Raw genomic sequence first — 16,988 nt, forward strand, 5'->3', positions numbered from 1 at the left:
TGCTGGCTTGCGTAGTTCATTGGTTCAGTTGTATGGCGAGAGCAGGCGTGGGATAGGCAAAGCCGTCCCCCGGCGCCTGGGAATGCGCGCCTGGAATTCGCGAAATGAATGGTTCGCTGAGCGGTTAGGCTGAGCGATCCCGAGCCGAGGGTGGGCCATGGAATCTGGAAGTCGAAGCGAACTTCCTGAACAGCTCCGTCACCGCGCAAGACAACGAAATGATCGCCATGTGTGCTCCTTCAGGAAAATCACCGTGCCTTGCATTGCCAAAGTGTTGGCTGGCTTCAGGGGGGCGATCACCCAACATGACTAAAGTTCCATAGCAAAAAACTGTCAATATTACGCCGCAAAAACAGACGACCGGCATCAGACCCGCCAACTAGCTGTTCTTAAACGATATATAGGAAATACGAAGCACTTATAGCGCGAAATGTTATTTCAAAGTGTATCGCTAGGGAAACAAACGCCACCTACGCTCCTGCATGTGAATAACCCTGAGAACTTGTCCAGAGAACTACAGCTTGTGCCGACGAGTTACTCGGGGAACTAGATGTATTGATAGTCAATTTCATTTACTGGCAGCTGGTGCGCCGCAAGGGCAACCGGCTTTTCGGTGAGGGAGGGTCAAATGCAAAAGCAGTCGAGCACCCGCTCAGAACTGGCGGACGCGATTTTTCGCCTGCGTCGCAGTTTTTACTCGCTGGGAGCGTTCAGTGGCGTTATCAACGTCATGATGTTGACGCCAGCGGTGTACATGTTGCAGGTCTATGACCGGGCCCTGGTCAGTCGCAACGTCACAACATTGACGATGCTGACCCTGCTGGTGATCGGGTTGTTCCTGCTGATGTCCACGCTGGAAATGGTCCGCACCCGCGTAGTGATCCGGCTCGGCAACTGCCTCGACATGGACCTCAACCGGCGCATCTTCACCGCCGCCTTCGAGCGCAACCTGAACCGCGCCGGAGGCAATCCAGCCCAGGCCCTGCAAGATCTCGCGCAGGTCCGTCAATTTCTCACCGGCAACGCCCTGTTCGCTTTTTTCGATGCACCCTGGACGCCGATCTACCTGCTGGTCGCCTACCTGATCCACCCGCTGCTGGGACTGCTCACGCTGATCGGCTCGTTGATCCTGGTGGGCCTGGCCTACCTCACCGAAAAGGCCACGCAGAAACCGCTGGCCGAAGCCAACCAGGCCTCCCTCTCCTCCGCCACTTACGCCAATAACAACCTGCGCAACGCCGAGGTCATCGAGGCCATGGGCATGCTGCCGTCGATCAGCAAGCGCTGGTACCAAAGCCATTTGCGCATCCTGGAAATGCAGACCCTGGCCTCCGACCGCGCCGCCCTCATCAGCAGCACCGGGCGCTTCGTGCGTATCACGCTGCAGTCGCTGATCCTCGGCGCCGGCGCGCTGCTGGCGATCGAAGGCAAGATCACCCCGGGGATGATGATTGCCTGCTCGATCCTCACCGGCCGCGCCCTGGGCCCGGTAGAACAGGTCATCGCGTCATGGAAACAACTGCTCGGCTGCCGCTCGGCCTGGGGCCGACTCAACGAGATGCTGCACGACTATCCGCGCCGGCCAGCGAGCATGCCACTGCAGCGTCCGTTGGGCATGTTGGCGGTGGAGAATGTGTATGCCGGTGCCCCCGCTACCAACAACACGATTCTGCGCGGGGTGAGTTTCAGCCTTGTCCCCGGTGAAAGCCTTGGCGTTATCGGCCCATCCGCGTCGGGCAAATCCACCCTCGCCCGCCTGCTGGTTGGCGTCTGGCCGGCGCAGGCCGGCAAGGTACGCCTGGACGGCGCGGACATATTCACCTGGAACAAGGGCGAACTGGGCCCCTGGCTCGGCTACCTGCCACAGGACGTGGAGCTGTTCGAGGGCAGCATCGCCGATAACATTGCACGCTTTGGCGAAGTGGACAGCGACGCGGTCATCCGCGCCGCCAAGATCACTGGCGTGCACGACATGATCCTGCGTTTCCCGCAGGGGTATGACACCCGCCTGGGCACCGATGGCAGCCCGCTGTCCGGTGGTCAGAAGCAACGCATTGCCCTGGCCCGCGCGTTGTATGGCGAGCCCAACCTGATCGTGCTGGATGAGCCGAACGCCAACCTCGACGACGTCGGCGAAAAGGCCCTGGTCGATGCGCTGGCTGAACTCAAGGCCCGCGGTGCCACCGTCATTCTGATTTCCCACCGTCCCAACGTACTTTGCGCCGTCGACAAGGTGCTGATGCTGCGTGACGGCGGCGTGCAGATGCTCGGCACGCGCGACGAAGTATTCGCAGCGCTGCGCAAGGCCAGTGTGATGCCTGCTGGCGCGGCGACCCCGCTGGCCTCCGTCAAAGCACGGGAGTGACCGATCATGCAATTGAGCCAACACACCGAGATGATTCAAGCCGATCCCAGGAGCGTGGTAGACCTGGACGTCGGTAAACCCGCGCGCTGGGGCGTGTGGCTGGTGCTCGCCGGCTTCGGCGGCTTCCTCCTGTGGTCCTGGCTGGCACCGCTGGATGCCGGCGTGGTAGCGACAGGCACGGTCAAAGTCACCAGCAATCGCAAGGCCGTGCAGCACCTCAGCGGCGGCACCGTGGAGGCCATCCTCGTTCGCGAAGGCGATGTGGTGAAAAAAGGCCAGGAGGTGGTTCGCCTCGACTCGTTGCGTGCCGCTGCCGAACAGGGGGCGGTTGGCGCCCAGTACATCGTCAGCAAGACCGTGGAAAACCGCCTGGAAGCGGAACGTGACGGCCGCGATGTGGTGGACTTCGACCCTGAGTTGCTCAAGCGCTTCAGGGATGACCACCGCCTGGTGGCCGCCATGAACCTGCAACAGCGCCTGCTGGACACCCGACGCGCCGGTCTTGCGGGTGAAATCAGCATCCTCGAGGAAAACCTGGCGGCGTCGCAGGTGCAGCTCAAGGGCCTGCAGCAGGTCTATGGCGCCCGCGCCTCGCAAATCAACTTCCTCAACCAGGAACTGCAAGGCACACGCGTGCTGGCGGCCGAAGGCTATGTGCCGCGCAACCGCCTGCTTGAGCTGGAACGCAGCAATGCCGACCTGTCTGCCGGCCAGGCCGAGAACCTCAACAACATCGCGCGCGTGCGTAGCCAGACCACCGAAATCAAGTTGCGCATCCTGCAGCGCCAACACGATTACCTGAAGGAAGTCGAATCGCAGCTGACTGACACCGCCAAGGAAAACACCACCCTGGCTGACCGCTTGCGCGCGCTGGATTATGAAGTGACCCACACGGTGATTCGCTCGCCCATCGATGGCATGGTCCAGTCCCTGAGCATTGCCACGGTCGGGGGAATCATTCAGCCCGGCTTCAAGATCATGGAGATCGTTCCGGTCAACGAACCGCTGCAGGTCGACGCGATGATTCCCGTGCAGGCCATCGACAAGATGGTCCCCGGCCTGCCCGTGGACATTGCCTTCCCCGCCTTCAACCACGCCCAGACGCCGAACATTCCAGGCCGCGTGAAAACCATCTCCGCCGACCGCCTGCTCGACGAGGAAAGCAAGCAACCGTTCTACCTGGCCCAGGTGGAAGTCACACCCGACGGCATGAGCCTGCTTGGCAGCAATCATATTCGCCCCGGCATGCCCGCCAGCGTCACCATCAAGACCGGCGAGCGCAATTTGATGAGCTATCTGCTCAAACCGATGCTCGAGCGTGTGGACAGCTCCTTCAAGGAACAATGAAATGGACCGTCATTGCATATTCTTCTGCCTGCTGGGGCTGTCCCTGCCGACCTGCGCCATGGACCTCAAACAAGCCTGGGATCTGTTGCAGTACCAAGGTCCCGTTTACCGCGCCGCAGTGCATGAAAAAGCGGCCGGCGAGGAAAACCGCGCCATCGGCAAGGCCGGCCTGCTGCCGCAGATCAATGCCTCGGCCTACGACAACAAGGTCAATGGCACCCAGCGCCAAAGCGGTGTCGAAAGGGATCTGGACTACGACTCCAAGGGCGCCAACGTGCGCCTGCGCCAGCCACTGTTCAACAAACAGAAGATGGCCGAGTACCGCCAGGGTCAGCAGCGCGCCGACTACAGCGTCGCGGTGTTCGATGCCAAGACCCAGGACGCCGCGGTGCGCCTGGCCGAAAGCTATTTCGACGTGCTCCTGGCAAGCGAAACCATCGTCCTGGCCAAGGCCAAGCTGAGCGCCTTCGATGAGCAACTCGCCTCGGCGAAACGGCGGATGGAGCTGGGGGCCGGCACCGTCACCGACATCGACGAGTCGGTCGCTCGCCGCGACCTCGCCGAGGCCGAACTGATCGAAGCGCAGGACAACCTGGTCAACGCGCGCCGCCAGCTGGAGGAATACATCGGTGAAACCCCCGAATCACTGACCACCTTGCAGCCGAACTTCGATACACCGCCGCTGCTGCCGAGCAACCTGCAGGACTGGCTGGTCAAGGCCCAGGCCGATAGCCCGCTGATCATTGCGCGCCGTTACAGCAGCGACCTCGCCGCAGAAGAAGTGAAGCGCGCCAAGGCCGGCCACTGGCCAACACTGGATTTCGTTGCCGGCTACACCGCGGGCGATAGCCAATCGATTTCCGAGCTCAATCAACGCAACCGCTACGGCTCGATCGGCCTGGAAGTCAATCTCCCGCTGTTCAGCGGTGGGGGCGTCAGCGCGTTGACACGCCAGGCCAGTGCCAATAGCTACAAGGCGCAGGATGAACTCGACGCCACACGGCAGGAGGTCATCTCCGGAACCACCCGTGAGTATCAAGGTGTCCAGAGCGGCGCCAAGCGTGTTCGCGCGCTGGAAAAAGCAGTGGCGTCCAACGAACGCTCACTGAGTTCGACACGCAAGGGCTTCAAGGAAGGGGGCACCAGCACTAACTCGGACGTCCTCAATGCTGAAGAGCTGCTCTTCGTCGCGCGCCACGATCTGTTCGAGGCGAAGTTGCGCTATTTGATGTCGCGCCTGCGCCTGGCCTCCTCGGTGGGCAGTCTGGGCGACGACGATATCGACCAGATCAACGACTACCTCGGCCCGGAACTGCTGGTCAGCAACTGACTTTTTCCCGCCCGCCGGTCGAGCCAAATGGCTGGCCGGCGCCCCACCTCGTGGCGAATTCCATTCATATTTACCAAAATACGGCTCGCAGCCAGGCAATGGCGGATGCGCGATTCCATTTTTTTCAGTCACCAATTCAATAACGCAAAGATTACCCCTATCTCCTTATGGGACGGGAGTCCTAACAAAAAAGCGCGGTAAAAAAGCGCTTTTGCTATCACCATAACTGGGGATTTACACCCACTTTATCGGGAATTTATCACCACATTTGAGGAATATCCCCCACTACCATTTCTGCCATTTTTAACACTCAGAACAACCCGTTAATTAAATTGAACTTTTATTTCTCCCTGCGGTAGTGGCTCGTTAGTTGCTCCACCGCTTTTACCCGCACAACTATCGTCCCGGACTTGGAGACGGCGGGGCATCACGCGAGGGGAGAAAAATGAAACGTGCGACACCACCCTGCAATTCCATTGACTTGCTGCGCAGGTCCAGCCTGCCCTGCGCGATGCTCCTGACCCTGGCCACCGCCGATGCCGCGCCGCTCGACGATGTCAGCCAGCCACCCCCGACGGACCCGTCGGCGTATACCAATCCTCCAGCCGACCCGCTGGCCGCGGCGGCCGCGCTGGAAGCCTTGAAAACCATGCCGTCGGCCAACCAGGGCGCGATTGCCCTGCCCAACGGCGTGTATGGCGACCGCAACACCCCACGCGCCGAGAACGTGCTGCCGCCAAGCCTGCAGACATCGTTCAAGATCCCCACCAACGGCAAGCCCAGCCCGCTGTTCGGCGCCCAGCCCTACACCCAGCAATTGCTATTGTTCGAAGAATTCGGCACGGAAAAACTCGACCCGACGCTGCCCCCGCCGCCGCTGAAATTCCCGGTCCCCCTTGCCGGCCCGGCGCCGGCCCAGGACCCTGACAGCATCGCTCGCAGCGGCCCGTCGAAGGCGGCGCTGGAAGCCTTTATGCGCCAGCCCGGGCTTTACCCGTTTCCGTCGCAGTACTCCAACGTGCTGGACCGCAACCCGTGGAAATCGCAGATCGAAGCCTTCCTCAACCGCCATCCGGTAGGTTCGCCGGCCGAGGGGCGGCCACCGGGAAAGGGTTGGTCGCATCAACGCTGGAACGAGTTCTACCCGCAGGCCGCCTTCAAGACCGTGCAAGTCGGCGCGCGGATCAACACCGGCATGCGCGACCGCCGACAATTGCACAACTACGCCGTCGGTGAGTTCGGGCCTGGCGGGCTCTACTACCAGACCTCGGACATCCCGACCACGACGGGCACGACCAAAGGCATCGACACCCGTTTTCACCCCAACATGCCGATTCAGAACCACAAGGCGCTATGGACCTTCGATGGCACTTTTCCGGCCAAACTGCTGATGGTGCGTTACGGCCAACCGGTGCTGATGCGTCACTACAACGCCCTGCCGATCGACCCGGCGGCCAACATGGGTTTCGGTCTTCACACCCTCAGTACCCACGAACACAACGGTCACACCCCGGCCGAAAGCGACGGCTACACCAATGCGTTTTTCTTTCCGGGGCAGTACTACGACTATCGCTGGCCGCTGCAACTGGCCGGCTACGACACCATCAACACCAAGGCTGAAGATCCGCGCGCGGCATTCCCTTGCGCACCGGGGGAGACGCTGTACGTCAACGACGCCAGCCCCGGCCTCAAGACCTGCAACAACGGCTCCATCAAGATCCGTGGCGACTGGCGCGAAACCATGAGCACCCACTGGTTCCACGACCACATGCTCGATTTCACCGCACAGAACGTCTACAAGGGCAACGCGGTGATGATGAACTACTACAGCGCCCTGGACCGTGGCAACGAAGCGCTGCAAGACGGCGTCAACCTGCGCCTGCCCAGCGGTTCGGCGCTGCCTTGGGGCAACCGCGACTATGACGTCAACCTGATGGTGGCCGACAAGGCCTGGGACAAGAACGGTCAACTGTGGTTTAACCCGTTCAACACCGATGGCTTCCTCGGTGATCAGATCCTGGTCAACTGGCAGTACCAGCCGCGCCTGAAAGTGCGTGCGCGCAGCTATCGTTTCCGCATTCTCAATGGCTCGGTGTCGCGCTACTTCCGTTTCGCCCTGGTGCGTGAAATCGCCGGCACCGGTGGCGAATTCCCAGGGCCTGCAGGTTCCGGCCTGTCTTATACCCGCGTGCCGTTCCACCTGATCGCCAACGACGGCAACCTCATGGAACACGCCGTGCCGTTCGACGGCAGCATGGACCTCGATGGCGACGGCGATACACAGGACCATAACGCCATCCTGCCGACCCAGGGCATCGCCGAGCGTTTCGACATCATCGTCAACTTCGCGAAAAACGGGATCAAGACGGGTGACAAGCTGTACTTCGTCAACCTGATGGAGCACCAGAACGGCAAGGGTCCGGAGAGCGTACCGCTGAGCCTGGCAGACGTACTGTCCGGGAAGTACAAGGCGGTGCTCAAGCTGGGCAGCAAAGGGCTGGAATGGGACATGGGCGACCCGGTGGTGGGCAAGTTCATGCAAATGGTCGTGCAGCCTTATTCCGGCCAGGACGTGAGCATGAACCCGGCCGAGTATGAACCGGCCAAACCGGGCAAGCCGGCGGGCAAGAAAATGATCCCGCTGACCCTTGATCGCGATAACCCCACAGACCTTGCCAAGCTCAACGTGGCGCGGCATCGCGAGTTCATTTTCGGCCGCTCCGACGGCACCGACGAAGAACCGTGGACCATCAAGACTGATGGCGGCTTCGGCTACAGCATGGACCCACGCCGGCTCAGCGCCGCCCCGCAACTGGCCAACGGCCCGACCGATGGCGGCTACAGCGGCGATGGCACCCTGGAAGTGTGGAAAATCAGGAACGGCGGCAACGGCTGGAACCACCCCGTGCACGTACATTTCGAAGAAGGCATTGTCCTCAACCGCGACGGCAAGGCACCACCGGAATGGGAAAAGTGGGCGCGCAAGGACGTGTATCGCATCGGCGAAGGCATCGACAGTTCGACGGACGTGGAAATAGCCATCCGCTTCCGCGAATTCGCCGGGACCTACATGGAGCACTGCCACAACACCCAGCACGAGGACACCTCAATGTTGCTGCGCTGGGATATCGAGAAGCCTGGCCAATTCCAGTTGATGCCAACGCCCCTGCCCGGCTGGGACGGCGTCACCTACGTGAACTCTGCGGCGCTGCCGACCTTCCGCACCGGCGCCAGAGATGACGACAACGAAGGCCAGAACCAGAAACCGATCGCCAAAGCCGACAGCGCCGTCAGCAACAACGGCCAGGCGCTGATCATACAAGTCCTGGCCAACGACACCGACCCTGACGGTAACGTGCCGCTTAAAGTGGTGGGTCTTGCGCAACCGGACTCCGGCAAAGGCTCGGTCAGCACTGACGGCCTGCGTGTGGTCTACACACCACCGGCCACAATCGCCGCGCCGTTCTCCGCGACCTTTACCTACCAAGCCAAGGATACCAAGGGCGCGGAGTCGGCTCAGGCGACGGTGACGGTGGCGGTCTCGAAACCGGCAACACGCTGACGAATGTCAGTAACGACCACCGTCGCCGGCCCGCGGCCGACGGTGGTCATCCAACCGGCGTTCGGGAAGGTGGTGGTATCTACCCTGCAGTCGGTCGCCCCTGAGAATCGTCCGATCACCGTACGAAATCGATGATCGAATGATTCACCGCGCCACTAAACGCCCACGAATCGCGGCGCGAATCACCTGCCGCCCCACCGCTCCCCCCTCGCATGGCCCGCCCCTGTCATCGATTGCTAACTCCCTGACGCCCAATGAGAAGCAGACAACCTGCGTGTGACGATACTGGTTTGCTCATCAAACAGTGACGCGACACGTCTAGACCGATGCTTTTGCGCCCTGATGAGGGCTATCGGTTGCATCAAAAAAAAACAATCAGGGAGAGCGCAGAATGAAGTTCAGTTTTGTCGATAACAGCAAGCCAACCCGACGACGCGTTCTACGCGATGCCTTCATCCTGGCTTTGGCCGCCTCGCCCTTGGCCAGCATGGCCAGGGCAGCCGACGAAACCGCCGAAGAAGTGACCTTTGCGGCGGGCCCACGGCCGCTGGTGCAATACCCGCAAAAACGGCCGTTGACCCTGGTGACCACTCGCCCACCGCATCTGGAAACGCCCTTCACTGTTTTCAACGAAGGGCCGATCACCCCCAATGACGCCTTTTTCGTGCGTTACCACCTGGCGAATTTCCCGACCAGCATCGACCCGGACAGCTACCGGCTGAAGGTCAAGGGTGCGGTCGACGCCGCGTTGTCACTGTCCCTCGCAGAGCTTAAATCTCTGGCCGAGCCGGTAGAAGTAGTAGCTGTCAATCAATGCTCGGGGAACAGTCGTGGTTTCTCGATGCCACGGGTGTTCGGCGCACAGCTGGGCAATGGCTCGATGGGCAATGCACGCTGGCTGGGGGTACCGCTCAAGGCCGTATTGGAAAAGGCCGGGGTGAAAGCCAACGCCAGGCAAGTGACATTTCGCGGCCTCGACAAGCCCGTGCTGCCGAGTACCCCGGAGTTCATCAAGGCCCTGGACATCAGCCATGCCATGGACGGTGAGCCCATGATCGCCTGGTCGATGAACGGCACCGACCTGCCCTTTCTCAACGGTTACCCGATACGCCTGGTGGTGCCCGGCTATTTCGGCACGTACTGGGTCAAGCACTTGAGCGAGATCGAAGTAGTCGACCATGAGTACGACGGTTTCTTCATGGCTAAAGGTTACCGCCTGCCGGATAACGATTGTTTCTGCATCGCCCCCGGCACCACGCTGGCAAAAACCCGACCGATTTCCAAGTTGCCGGTACGCAGCTTCATTACCAGCGTTAAAACGGGTGATGTGTTGCCGTTGAAAAAAAGCGTGGTGCTCAACGGCATCGCGTTCGATGGCGGTGCGGGGATCACCAAGGTGGAAATCTCCATCGACGGTGGAAAGCTCTGGCGTGAAGCCACGCTAGGGCAGGACCTTGGTCGATTCTCCTTCCGCGAGTGGACGCTGGCGATCACCTTTACCCACAAGGGCGCCACACAGTTGATGGTTCGAGCCACTAACAGCGCGGGCGAGACACAACCGCTGCAAGCCGACTGGAACCCTGCCGGTTACAGGCGCCACGTCGTCGAAACCAGCCACGTGACCGTCGCCTGAGGAGAGCCCCATGAAACCCATCAAATTCATGACCCGCTTGCTGTGCGCGACGCAATTTTGCCTGGCTGGGATGGCCAGCGCAGCGCCTCTGTCGATCACCCTGCCGCCCGAAACAGCTGCGTTCAAACCCAGTGCGCTGCCTGGCTACCCATTGGCCCAACAGAAATGTTCCATCTGCCATTCAGCCGACTACATCAGCTTCCAGCCTCCGGGCATGAGCCTGGCGCAGTGGACGGCAGAAGCGGGCAAGATGCAGCACGTATACGGCGCTCCGATCAGCGATCAGGACGTGACCATCATCGGCGCCTACCTGGCGGCGACCTACGGCAGTGCCCGGGCGAGCGATGCCGATGTGCAGGCCGCCTCGTATCCGTCGGTAAACCAATCCACGGCAGCACCTGTGGCAAAAGCCGACGCCACGGCCCTGCTGCAGAACAACGCTTGCCTGTCCTGCCACGCGATCAATCACAAGGTCGTCGGCCCGGCCTATCACGATGTGGCTGCCAAGTACGCCAATGACCCGCAGGCCCTAGCCAAGGTTACGTCCAGTATTGCGCACGGCGGTAGCGGCAAATGGGGGGATATCCCGATGCCGCCTTTCGCGCAGTTAAGTCCGGATGATTTGCGCAGCCTGGCGACATTCATCCTTCACCAGTGATGGATTCACTTGTTCATGCAGGGCCTGGCCCTGCATGCCTGCACAGGCCCCGTGCTGTGAAGCCTCGCGGATTCAGACGTGAGGATCGCCCGGTGCCTTGCCCGGCACTGCGTATTGCGGCTTGAGATGGCCGTCCTGATCGAGTAGCCAGGCGTCCATGATCTGCCGCACCACGGGACCGGCGACACGGCCACCGGCCTCGCCGTTTTCGATCATCACCGAAATCACGATCTGCGGATGTTCGGCCGGGGCGAAACCAACAAACAAGGCATTGTCGCGGTTGCGCTCGCGGGTTTTCTCGCGGTTGTAACGCTCGCCCTGCTTGATCGCCACCACTTGCGCGGTGCCGCTCTTGCCGGCGATACGGTACTGCGCCCCCGCTGCCGCGGCCCGGGCGATCCCGCGGGCATCGTGCATGACCATCTGCATACCGTGGTTGACCTGCTCCCAGTCGCGCGGGTCCTTGAGCAGGATGTTGGGCATCGGATGCTCGTCCACCGGCGCGACGCCGTCCACGGTCCTGGCCAGGTGCGGTCGATTCCACACGCCCTTGTTGGCAATCAGCGCCGTGGCCTGGGCCAGTTGCAGCGGCGTGACCTGCATGTAACCTTGACCGATGCCCAGGATCACGGTTTCCCCAGGGAACCATGGCTGACGACGCGTTGCGCGCTTCCAGGCTTGGGAGGGCATCAACCCGGCGGACTCTTCGAACATGTCCAGCGAGACCTTTTCCCCTAGACCGAACATTGCCATGTAGTCATGCAGCCGATCGATGCCCAGCTTGTGCGCGAGGTCGTAGAAGTAGGTGTCGTTGGAACGCATGATCGCCGCGTCCATGTCCACCCAACCGTCACCGCTGTGGTTCCAGTTGCGGTACTTGTGATCAAAATCCGGGAGCTGGTAATAGCCCGGATCGAAGACCCGGGTCTGCGGCGTGACGATGCCCGCGTCGAGCCCGGCAATCGCGACTTCCGGCTTGATGGTCGAGCCCGGCGCGTAGAGCCCGCGCAGCACACGGTTGAACAGCGGTCGGTCAATGGAATCGCGTAGCGTCGAATATTCCCTGGAGCTGATTCCGGTGACGAACAGGTTGGGATCGAAACTCGGGTTGCTGACCATGGCCAGCACTTCACCGGTCGACGGATCAAGCGCGACCACTGAACCGCGACGATCGCCCAGGGCATGCTCGGCGGCCTCCTGCAGCTTGACGTCCAGGCTCAGGACGATGTTTTCACCGGGCACCGGATCAGTGTGCTTGAGTACGCGCAGCACGCGGCCCTGGGCATTGGTTTCGACTTCCTCGTAACCCACATGGCCGTGCAGTTGCGACTCGTAGAATTTTTCGATCCCGGTCTTGCCGATGGACTGGGTGCCTCGATACTCCACTGTATCCAGCACCTTGGACTCTTTCTCGTTGATCCGTCCGACATAGCCAACTGAATGAGCGAAGTGTTCGCCCAACGGATAATGGCGCACGAACTGCGGCTCGACATCGATGCCCGGCAAGCGGAACTCGTTGACCGCCAGTATCGCGATCTGCTCCTCGCTCAGTTCATAGAACAATGTCACCGGCACGAACGGATGCCGCGCCTGTTTCATCGCCTTGTCGAACACCGTGCGGTCTTCAGCCGGCAGATGCAACAGGCTCACCACTTCGTCCAGCTCTTGATTGACATCGGAGGCGCGTTCGCGAGTGATCGTCAGGTTGTAGCTGGGCCGGTTGTCCGCCAGGACCACGCCATTGCGGTCATAGATCAAGCCTCGGGTCGGCGTGATCGGCAGCACGTGTACACGATTGTTTTCGGAAATCGTGGAGTGATAGTCGAATTCCACCACCTGCAGGACGTACAGGCGCACCACCAGTGCACAAGTAATGGCGCCTACGAACAAAGCGCAGGCCATCAGTCGCTTGTTGACCAGGCGGGTCTCTTTTTCGTGGTCTTTGATCGGAATCGGCTGGGGCATTTCTGTGGCAACTCTTTGAAAATACACCGATCCCTGGATTTGAAACGGTCCGTTAAAAACGAGCTGCACCATACCAAAACGGCTGAATCACCTTCGTGTCATTTTCTTTAAGTTTGCGTCGGCCGGCTTTTCCTGCGGACAAAAACAAAACCCCTACCTGCATGCGCAGATAGGGGTTTTGGAATTTAATCTTGACGATGACCTACTCTCACATGGGGAAACCCCACACTACCATCGGCGATGCATCGTTTCACTTCTGAGTTCGGGATGGGATCAGGTGGTTCCAACGCTCTATGGTCGTCAAGAAATTCGGGTACTGAGTCGTGACCAGAGGGCCTCGCTTCAGCAAATTGGGTATGTGATAGATCGGTGTTTTGTGAGATTCGAACTTTCGGTTCGTTTCGTCTTCACACACCGCAATCTGATGCTCTTTCGAGTAGTCAAATTGCTTGGGTGTTATATGGTCAAGCCTCACGGGCAATTAGTATTGGTTAGCTCAACGCCTCACAGCGCTTACACACCCAACCTATCAACGTCGTAGTCTTCGACGGCCCTTCAGGGGACTCAAGGTCCCAGTGAGATCTCATCTTGAGGCTAGTTTCCCGCTTAGATGCTTTCAGCGGTTATCTATTCCGAACATAGCTACCCGGCAATGCCACTGGCGTGACAACCGGAACACCAGAGGTTCGTCCACTCCGGTCCTCTCGTACTAGGAGCAGCCCCTCTCAAATCTCAAACGTCCACGGCAGATAGGGACCGAACTGTCTCACGACGTTCTAAACCCAGCTCGCGTACCACTTTAAATGGCGAACAGCCATACCCTTGGGACCGGCTTCAGCCCCAGGATGTGATGAGCCGACATCGAGGTGCCAAACACCGCCGTCGATATGAACTCTTGGGCGGTATCAGCCTGTTATCCCCGGAGTACCTTTTATCCGTTGAGCGATGGCCCTTCCATACAGAACCACCGGATCACTAAGACCTACTTTCGTACCTGCTCGACGTGTCTGTCTCGCAGTCAAGCGCGCTTTTGCCTTTATACTCTACGACCGATTTCCGACCGGTCTGAGCGCACCTTCGTACTCCTCCGTTACTCTTTAGGAGGAGACCGCCCCAGTCAAACTACCCACCATACACTGTCCTCGATCCGGATAACGGACCTGAGTTAGAACCTCAAAGTTGCCAGGGTGGTATTTCAAGGATGGCTCCACGCGAACTGGCGTCCACGCTTCAAAGCCTCCCACCTATCCTACACAAGCAAATTCAAAGTCCAGTGCAAAGCTATAGTAAAGGTTCACGGGGTCTTTCCGTCTAGCCGCGGATACACTGCATCTTCACAGCGATTTCAATTTCACTGAGTCTCGGGTGGAGACAGCGCCGCCATCGTTACGCCATTCGTGCAGGTCGGAACTTACCCGACAAGGAATTTCGCTACCTTAGGACCGTTATAGTTACGGCCGCCGTTTACCGGGGCTTCGATCAAGAGCTTCGCGTTAGCTAACCCCATCAATTAACCTTCCGGCACCGGGCAGGCGTCACACCCTATACGTCCACTTTCGTGTTTGCAGAGTGCTGTGTTTTTAATAAACAGTCGCAGCGGCCTGGTATCTTCGACCGGCGTGGGCTTACGCAGCAAGTGCTTCACCCTCACCGGCGCACCTTCTCCCGAAGTTACGGTGCCATTTTGCCTAGTTCCTTCACCCGAGTTCTCTCAAGCGCCTTGGTATTCTCTACCCAACCACCTGTGTCGGTTTGGGGTACGGTTCCTGGTTACCTGAAGCTTAGAAGCTTTTCTTGGAAGCATGGCATCAACCACTTCGTCACCTAAAAGGTAACTCGTCATCAGCTCTCGGCCTTAGAATCCCGGATTTACCTAAGATTCCAGCCTACCACCTTAAACTTGGACAACCAACGCCAAGCTGGCCTAGCCTTCTCCGTCCCTCCATCGCAATAACCAGAAGTACAGGAATATTAACCTGTTTTCCATCGACTACGCTTTTCAGCCTCGCCTTAGGGACCGACTAACCCTGCGTCGATTAACGTTGCGCAGGAAACCTTGGTCTTTCGGCGTGGGTGTTTTTCACACCCATTGTCGTTACTCATGTCAGCATTCGCACTTCTGATACCTCCAGCAAGCTTCTCAACTCACCTTCACAGGCTTACAGAACGCTCCTCTACCGCATCACCTAAGTGATACCCGTAGCTTCGGTGTATGGTTTGAGCCCCGTTACATCTTCCGCGCAGGCCGACTCGACTAGTGAGCTATTACGCTTTCTTTAAAGGGTGGCTGCTTCTAAGCCAACCTCCTAGCTGTCTAAGCCTTCCCACATCGTTTCCCACTTAACCATAACTTTGGGACCTTAGCTGACGGTCTGGGTTGTTTCCCTTTTCACGACGGACGTTAGCACCCGCCGTGTGTCTCCCATGCTCGGCACTTGTAGGTATTCGGAGTTTGCATCGGTTTGGTAAGTCGGGATGACCCCCTAGCCGAAACAGTGCTCTACCCCCTACAGTGATACATGAGGCGCTACCTAAATAGCTTTCGAGGAGAACCAGCTATCTCCGAGCTTGATTAGCCTTTCACTCCGATCCACAGGTCATCCGCTAACTTTTCAACGGTAGTCGGTTCGGTCCTCCAGTCAGTGTTACCTAACCTTCAACCTGCCCATGGATAGATCGCCCGGTTTCGGGTCTATTCCCAGCGACTAGACGCCCTATTAAGACTCGCTTTCGCTACGCCTCCCCTATTCGGTTAAGCTCGCCACTGAAAATAAGTCGCTGACCCATTATACAAAAGGTACGCAGTCACCCAACAAAGTGGGCTCCCACTGCTTGTACGCATACGGTTTCAGGATCTATTTCACTCCCCTCTCCGGGGTTCTTTTCGCCTTTCCCTCACGGTACTAGTTCACTATCGGTCAGTCAGTAGTATTTAGCCTTGGAGGATGGTCCCCCCATATTCAGACAAAGTTTCTCGTGCTCCGTCCTACTCGATTTCATGACTAAGAGATTTTCGCGTACAGGGCTATCACCCACTATGGCCGCACTTTCCAGAGCGTTCCGCTAATCTCAAAGCCACTTAAGGGCTAGTCCCCGTTCGCTCGCCACTACTAAGGGAATCTCGGTTGATTTCTTTTCCTCAGGGTACTTAGATGTTTCAGTTCCCCTGGTTCGCCTCTTGCACCTATGTATTCAGTACAAGATAACCATCTTATGATGGCTGGGTTCCCCCATTCAGACATCTCCGGATCAAAGTCTGTTTGCCGACTCCCCGAAGCTTTTCGCAGGCTACCACGTCTTTCATCGCCTCTGACTGCCAAGGCATCCACCGTATGCGCTTCTTCACTTGACCATATAACCCCAAGCAATCTGGTTATACTATGAAGACGACATTCGTCGAAAATTCGAATTTCTCAACTAAGAGAACTCACAAATTTTACCTTAGCCTGATCCGTTACCAGTGAAAGTAACGTTCAGTCTATCTTTCTATCACATACCCAAATTTTTAAAGAACGAACTAGTCAAAGACTAGAAATCAACATTCACCATCGAACCGATGGAATGCTCATTTCTAAGCTTTATACAATCAGAAGCAGTAGTGGTGGAGCCAAACGGGATCGAACCGTTGACCTCCTGCGTGCAAGGCAGGCGCTCTCCCAGCTGAGCTATGGCCCCGTATCTCTACAGGTGTTCCCACACAAAATTGGTGGGTCTGGGCAGATTCGAACTGCCGACCTCACCCTTATCAGGGGTGCGCTCTAACCAACTGAGCTACAGACCCAATTTCGGGCTGCTTCTTTTCGTCTTCTTCAATGAATCAAGCAATTCGTGTGGGAGCTCATGAAGCAGCTGAGTCGTCGATTAAGGAGGTGATCCAGCCGCAGGTTCCCCTACGGCTACCTTGTTACGACTTCACCCCAGTCATGAATCACACCGTGGTAACCGTCCCCCCGAAGGTTAGACTAGCTACTTCTGGTGCAACCCACTCCCATGGTGTGACGGGCGGTGTGTACAAGGCCCGGGAACGTATTCACCGCGACATTCTGATTCGCGATTACTAGCGATTCCGACTTCACGCAGTCGAGTTGCAGACTGCGATCCGGACTACGATCGGTTTTATGGGATTAG

General features: G+C 58.6%; 7 protein-coding genes, 2 tRNA genes and 3 rRNA genes (1 of these 12 running past the window's edge). 6 read left to right on the plus strand and 6 right to left on the minus strand.

Annotation, left to right across the window (positions count from 1 at the left end; all coding sequences use genetic code 11):
* Nucleotides 1–628 precede the first annotated feature (628 nt).
* From OH720_RS23355 to sorB, 6 genes are all read left to right on the plus strand, one after another.
* Entirely contained in the window at nucleotides 629–2,365 is a 1,737-nt protein-coding gene (locus OH720_RS23355; RefSeq protein WP_272603080.1) for a type I secretion system permease/ATPase, read from the plus strand.
* A 6-nt stretch (nucleotides 2,366–2,371) separates the two neighbouring features.
* Nucleotides 2,372–3,712: an HlyD family type I secretion periplasmic adaptor subunit gene (locus OH720_RS23360; RefSeq protein ID WP_272603081.1), complete on the plus strand. Its 1,341-nt coding sequence runs from the start codon at nucleotides 2,372–2,374 to the stop codon at nucleotides 3,710–3,712.
* Between the two features lies 1 nt (nucleotide 3,713).
* Complete coding sequence (locus tag OH720_RS23365) at nucleotides 3,714–5,042, plus strand: TolC family outer membrane protein (RefSeq protein ID WP_272603082.1); 1,329 nt, start codon at nucleotides 3,714–3,716, stop codon at nucleotides 5,040–5,042.
* A 445-nt stretch (nucleotides 5,043–5,487) separates the two neighbouring features.
* Nucleotides 5,488–8,604 carry an Ig-like domain-containing protein gene (locus OH720_RS23370; RefSeq protein WP_442967223.1) on the plus strand — a complete coding sequence of 1,039 codons (3,117 nt, stop codon included), beginning with the start codon at nucleotides 5,488–5,490 and terminating at the stop codon, nucleotides 8,602–8,604.
* A 391-nt stretch (nucleotides 8,605–8,995) separates the two neighbouring features.
* Nucleotides 8,996–10,237, plus strand: a complete 1,242-nt coding sequence (gene sorA, locus OH720_RS23375; RefSeq protein ID WP_272603083.1) for a SorA family sulfite dehydrogenase catalytic subunit — start codon at nucleotides 8,996–8,998, stop codon at nucleotides 10,235–10,237.
* Nucleotides 10,238–10,247: 10 nt separating this feature from the next.
* Entirely contained in the window at nucleotides 10,248–10,895 is a 648-nt protein-coding gene (sorB, locus tag OH720_RS23380; protein ID WP_272603084.1) for a SorB family sulfite dehydrogenase c-type cytochrome subunit, read from the plus strand.
* 72 nt (nucleotides 10,896–10,967) lie between these two features.
* Here sorB and mrdA read toward each other — a convergent pair whose 3' ends face one another.
* From mrdA to OH720_RS23410, 6 genes are all read right to left on the minus strand, one after another.
* A complete protein-coding gene (gene mrdA, locus OH720_RS23385; protein WP_272603085.1) occupies nucleotides 10,968–12,860 on the minus strand; it encodes a penicillin-binding protein 2 in 1,893 nt (630 codons plus the stop codon).
* A 189-nt stretch (nucleotides 12,861–13,049) separates the two neighbouring features.
* A 5S ribosomal RNA gene (gene rrf / locus OH720_RS23390) occupies nucleotides 13,050–13,165 on the minus strand.
* A 155-nt stretch (nucleotides 13,166–13,320) separates the two neighbouring features.
* Nucleotides 13,321–16,212: ribosomal RNA gene (locus OH720_RS23395) — 23S ribosomal RNA — on the minus strand.
* A gap of 247 nt (nucleotides 16,213–16,459) precedes the next feature.
* Nucleotides 16,460–16,535, minus strand: a tRNA-Ala gene (locus tag OH720_RS23400).
* Between the two features lie 29 nt (nucleotides 16,536–16,564).
* Nucleotides 16,565–16,641: transfer RNA gene (locus OH720_RS23405), tRNA-Ile, on the minus strand.
* A gap of 81 nt (nucleotides 16,642–16,722) precedes the next feature.
* Nucleotides 16,723–16,988, minus strand: a 16S ribosomal RNA gene (locus OH720_RS23410); it runs 1,271 nt beyond the window's last position.
* The 16S, 23S and 5S rRNA genes sit together here with 2 tRNA genes alongside, the layout of an rRNA operon.

The sequence above is a fragment of the Pseudomonas sp. WJP1 genome (genome assembly GCF_028471945.1).
In the GTDB taxonomy this organism is placed as follows: Bacteria; Pseudomonadota; Gammaproteobacteria; order Pseudomonadales; family Pseudomonadaceae; genus Aquipseudomonas.

Excerpts from the sequence above, each read along its gene's own strand:
- OH720_RS23360 (WP_272603081.1), top strand. The coding sequence starts at position 2,372 with ATGCAATTGAGCCAACACACCGAGATGATTCAAGCCGATCCCAGGAGC.
- sorA (WP_272603083.1), top strand. The coding sequence starts at position 8,996 with ATGAAGTTCAGTTTTGTCGATAACAGCAAGCCAACCCGACGACGCGTT.
- sorB (WP_272603084.1), top strand. The coding sequence starts at position 10,248 with ATGAAACCCATCAAATTCATGACCCGCTTGCTGTGCGCGACGCAATTT.
- OH720_RS23355 (WP_272603080.1), top strand. The coding sequence starts at position 629 with ATGCAAAAGCAGTCGAGCACCCGCTCAGAACTGGCGGACGCGATTTTT.
- OH720_RS23365 (WP_272603082.1), top strand. The coding sequence starts at position 3,714 with ATGGACCGTCATTGCATATTCTTCTGCCTGCTGGGGCTGTCCCTGCCG.
- mrdA (WP_272603085.1), bottom strand. The coding sequence starts at position 12,860 with ATGCCCCAGCCGATTCCGATCAAAGACCACGAAAAAGAGACCCGCCTG.
- OH720_RS23370 (WP_442967223.1), top strand. The coding sequence starts at position 5,488 with ATGAAACGTGCGACACCACCCTGCAATTCCATTGACTTGCTGCGCAGG.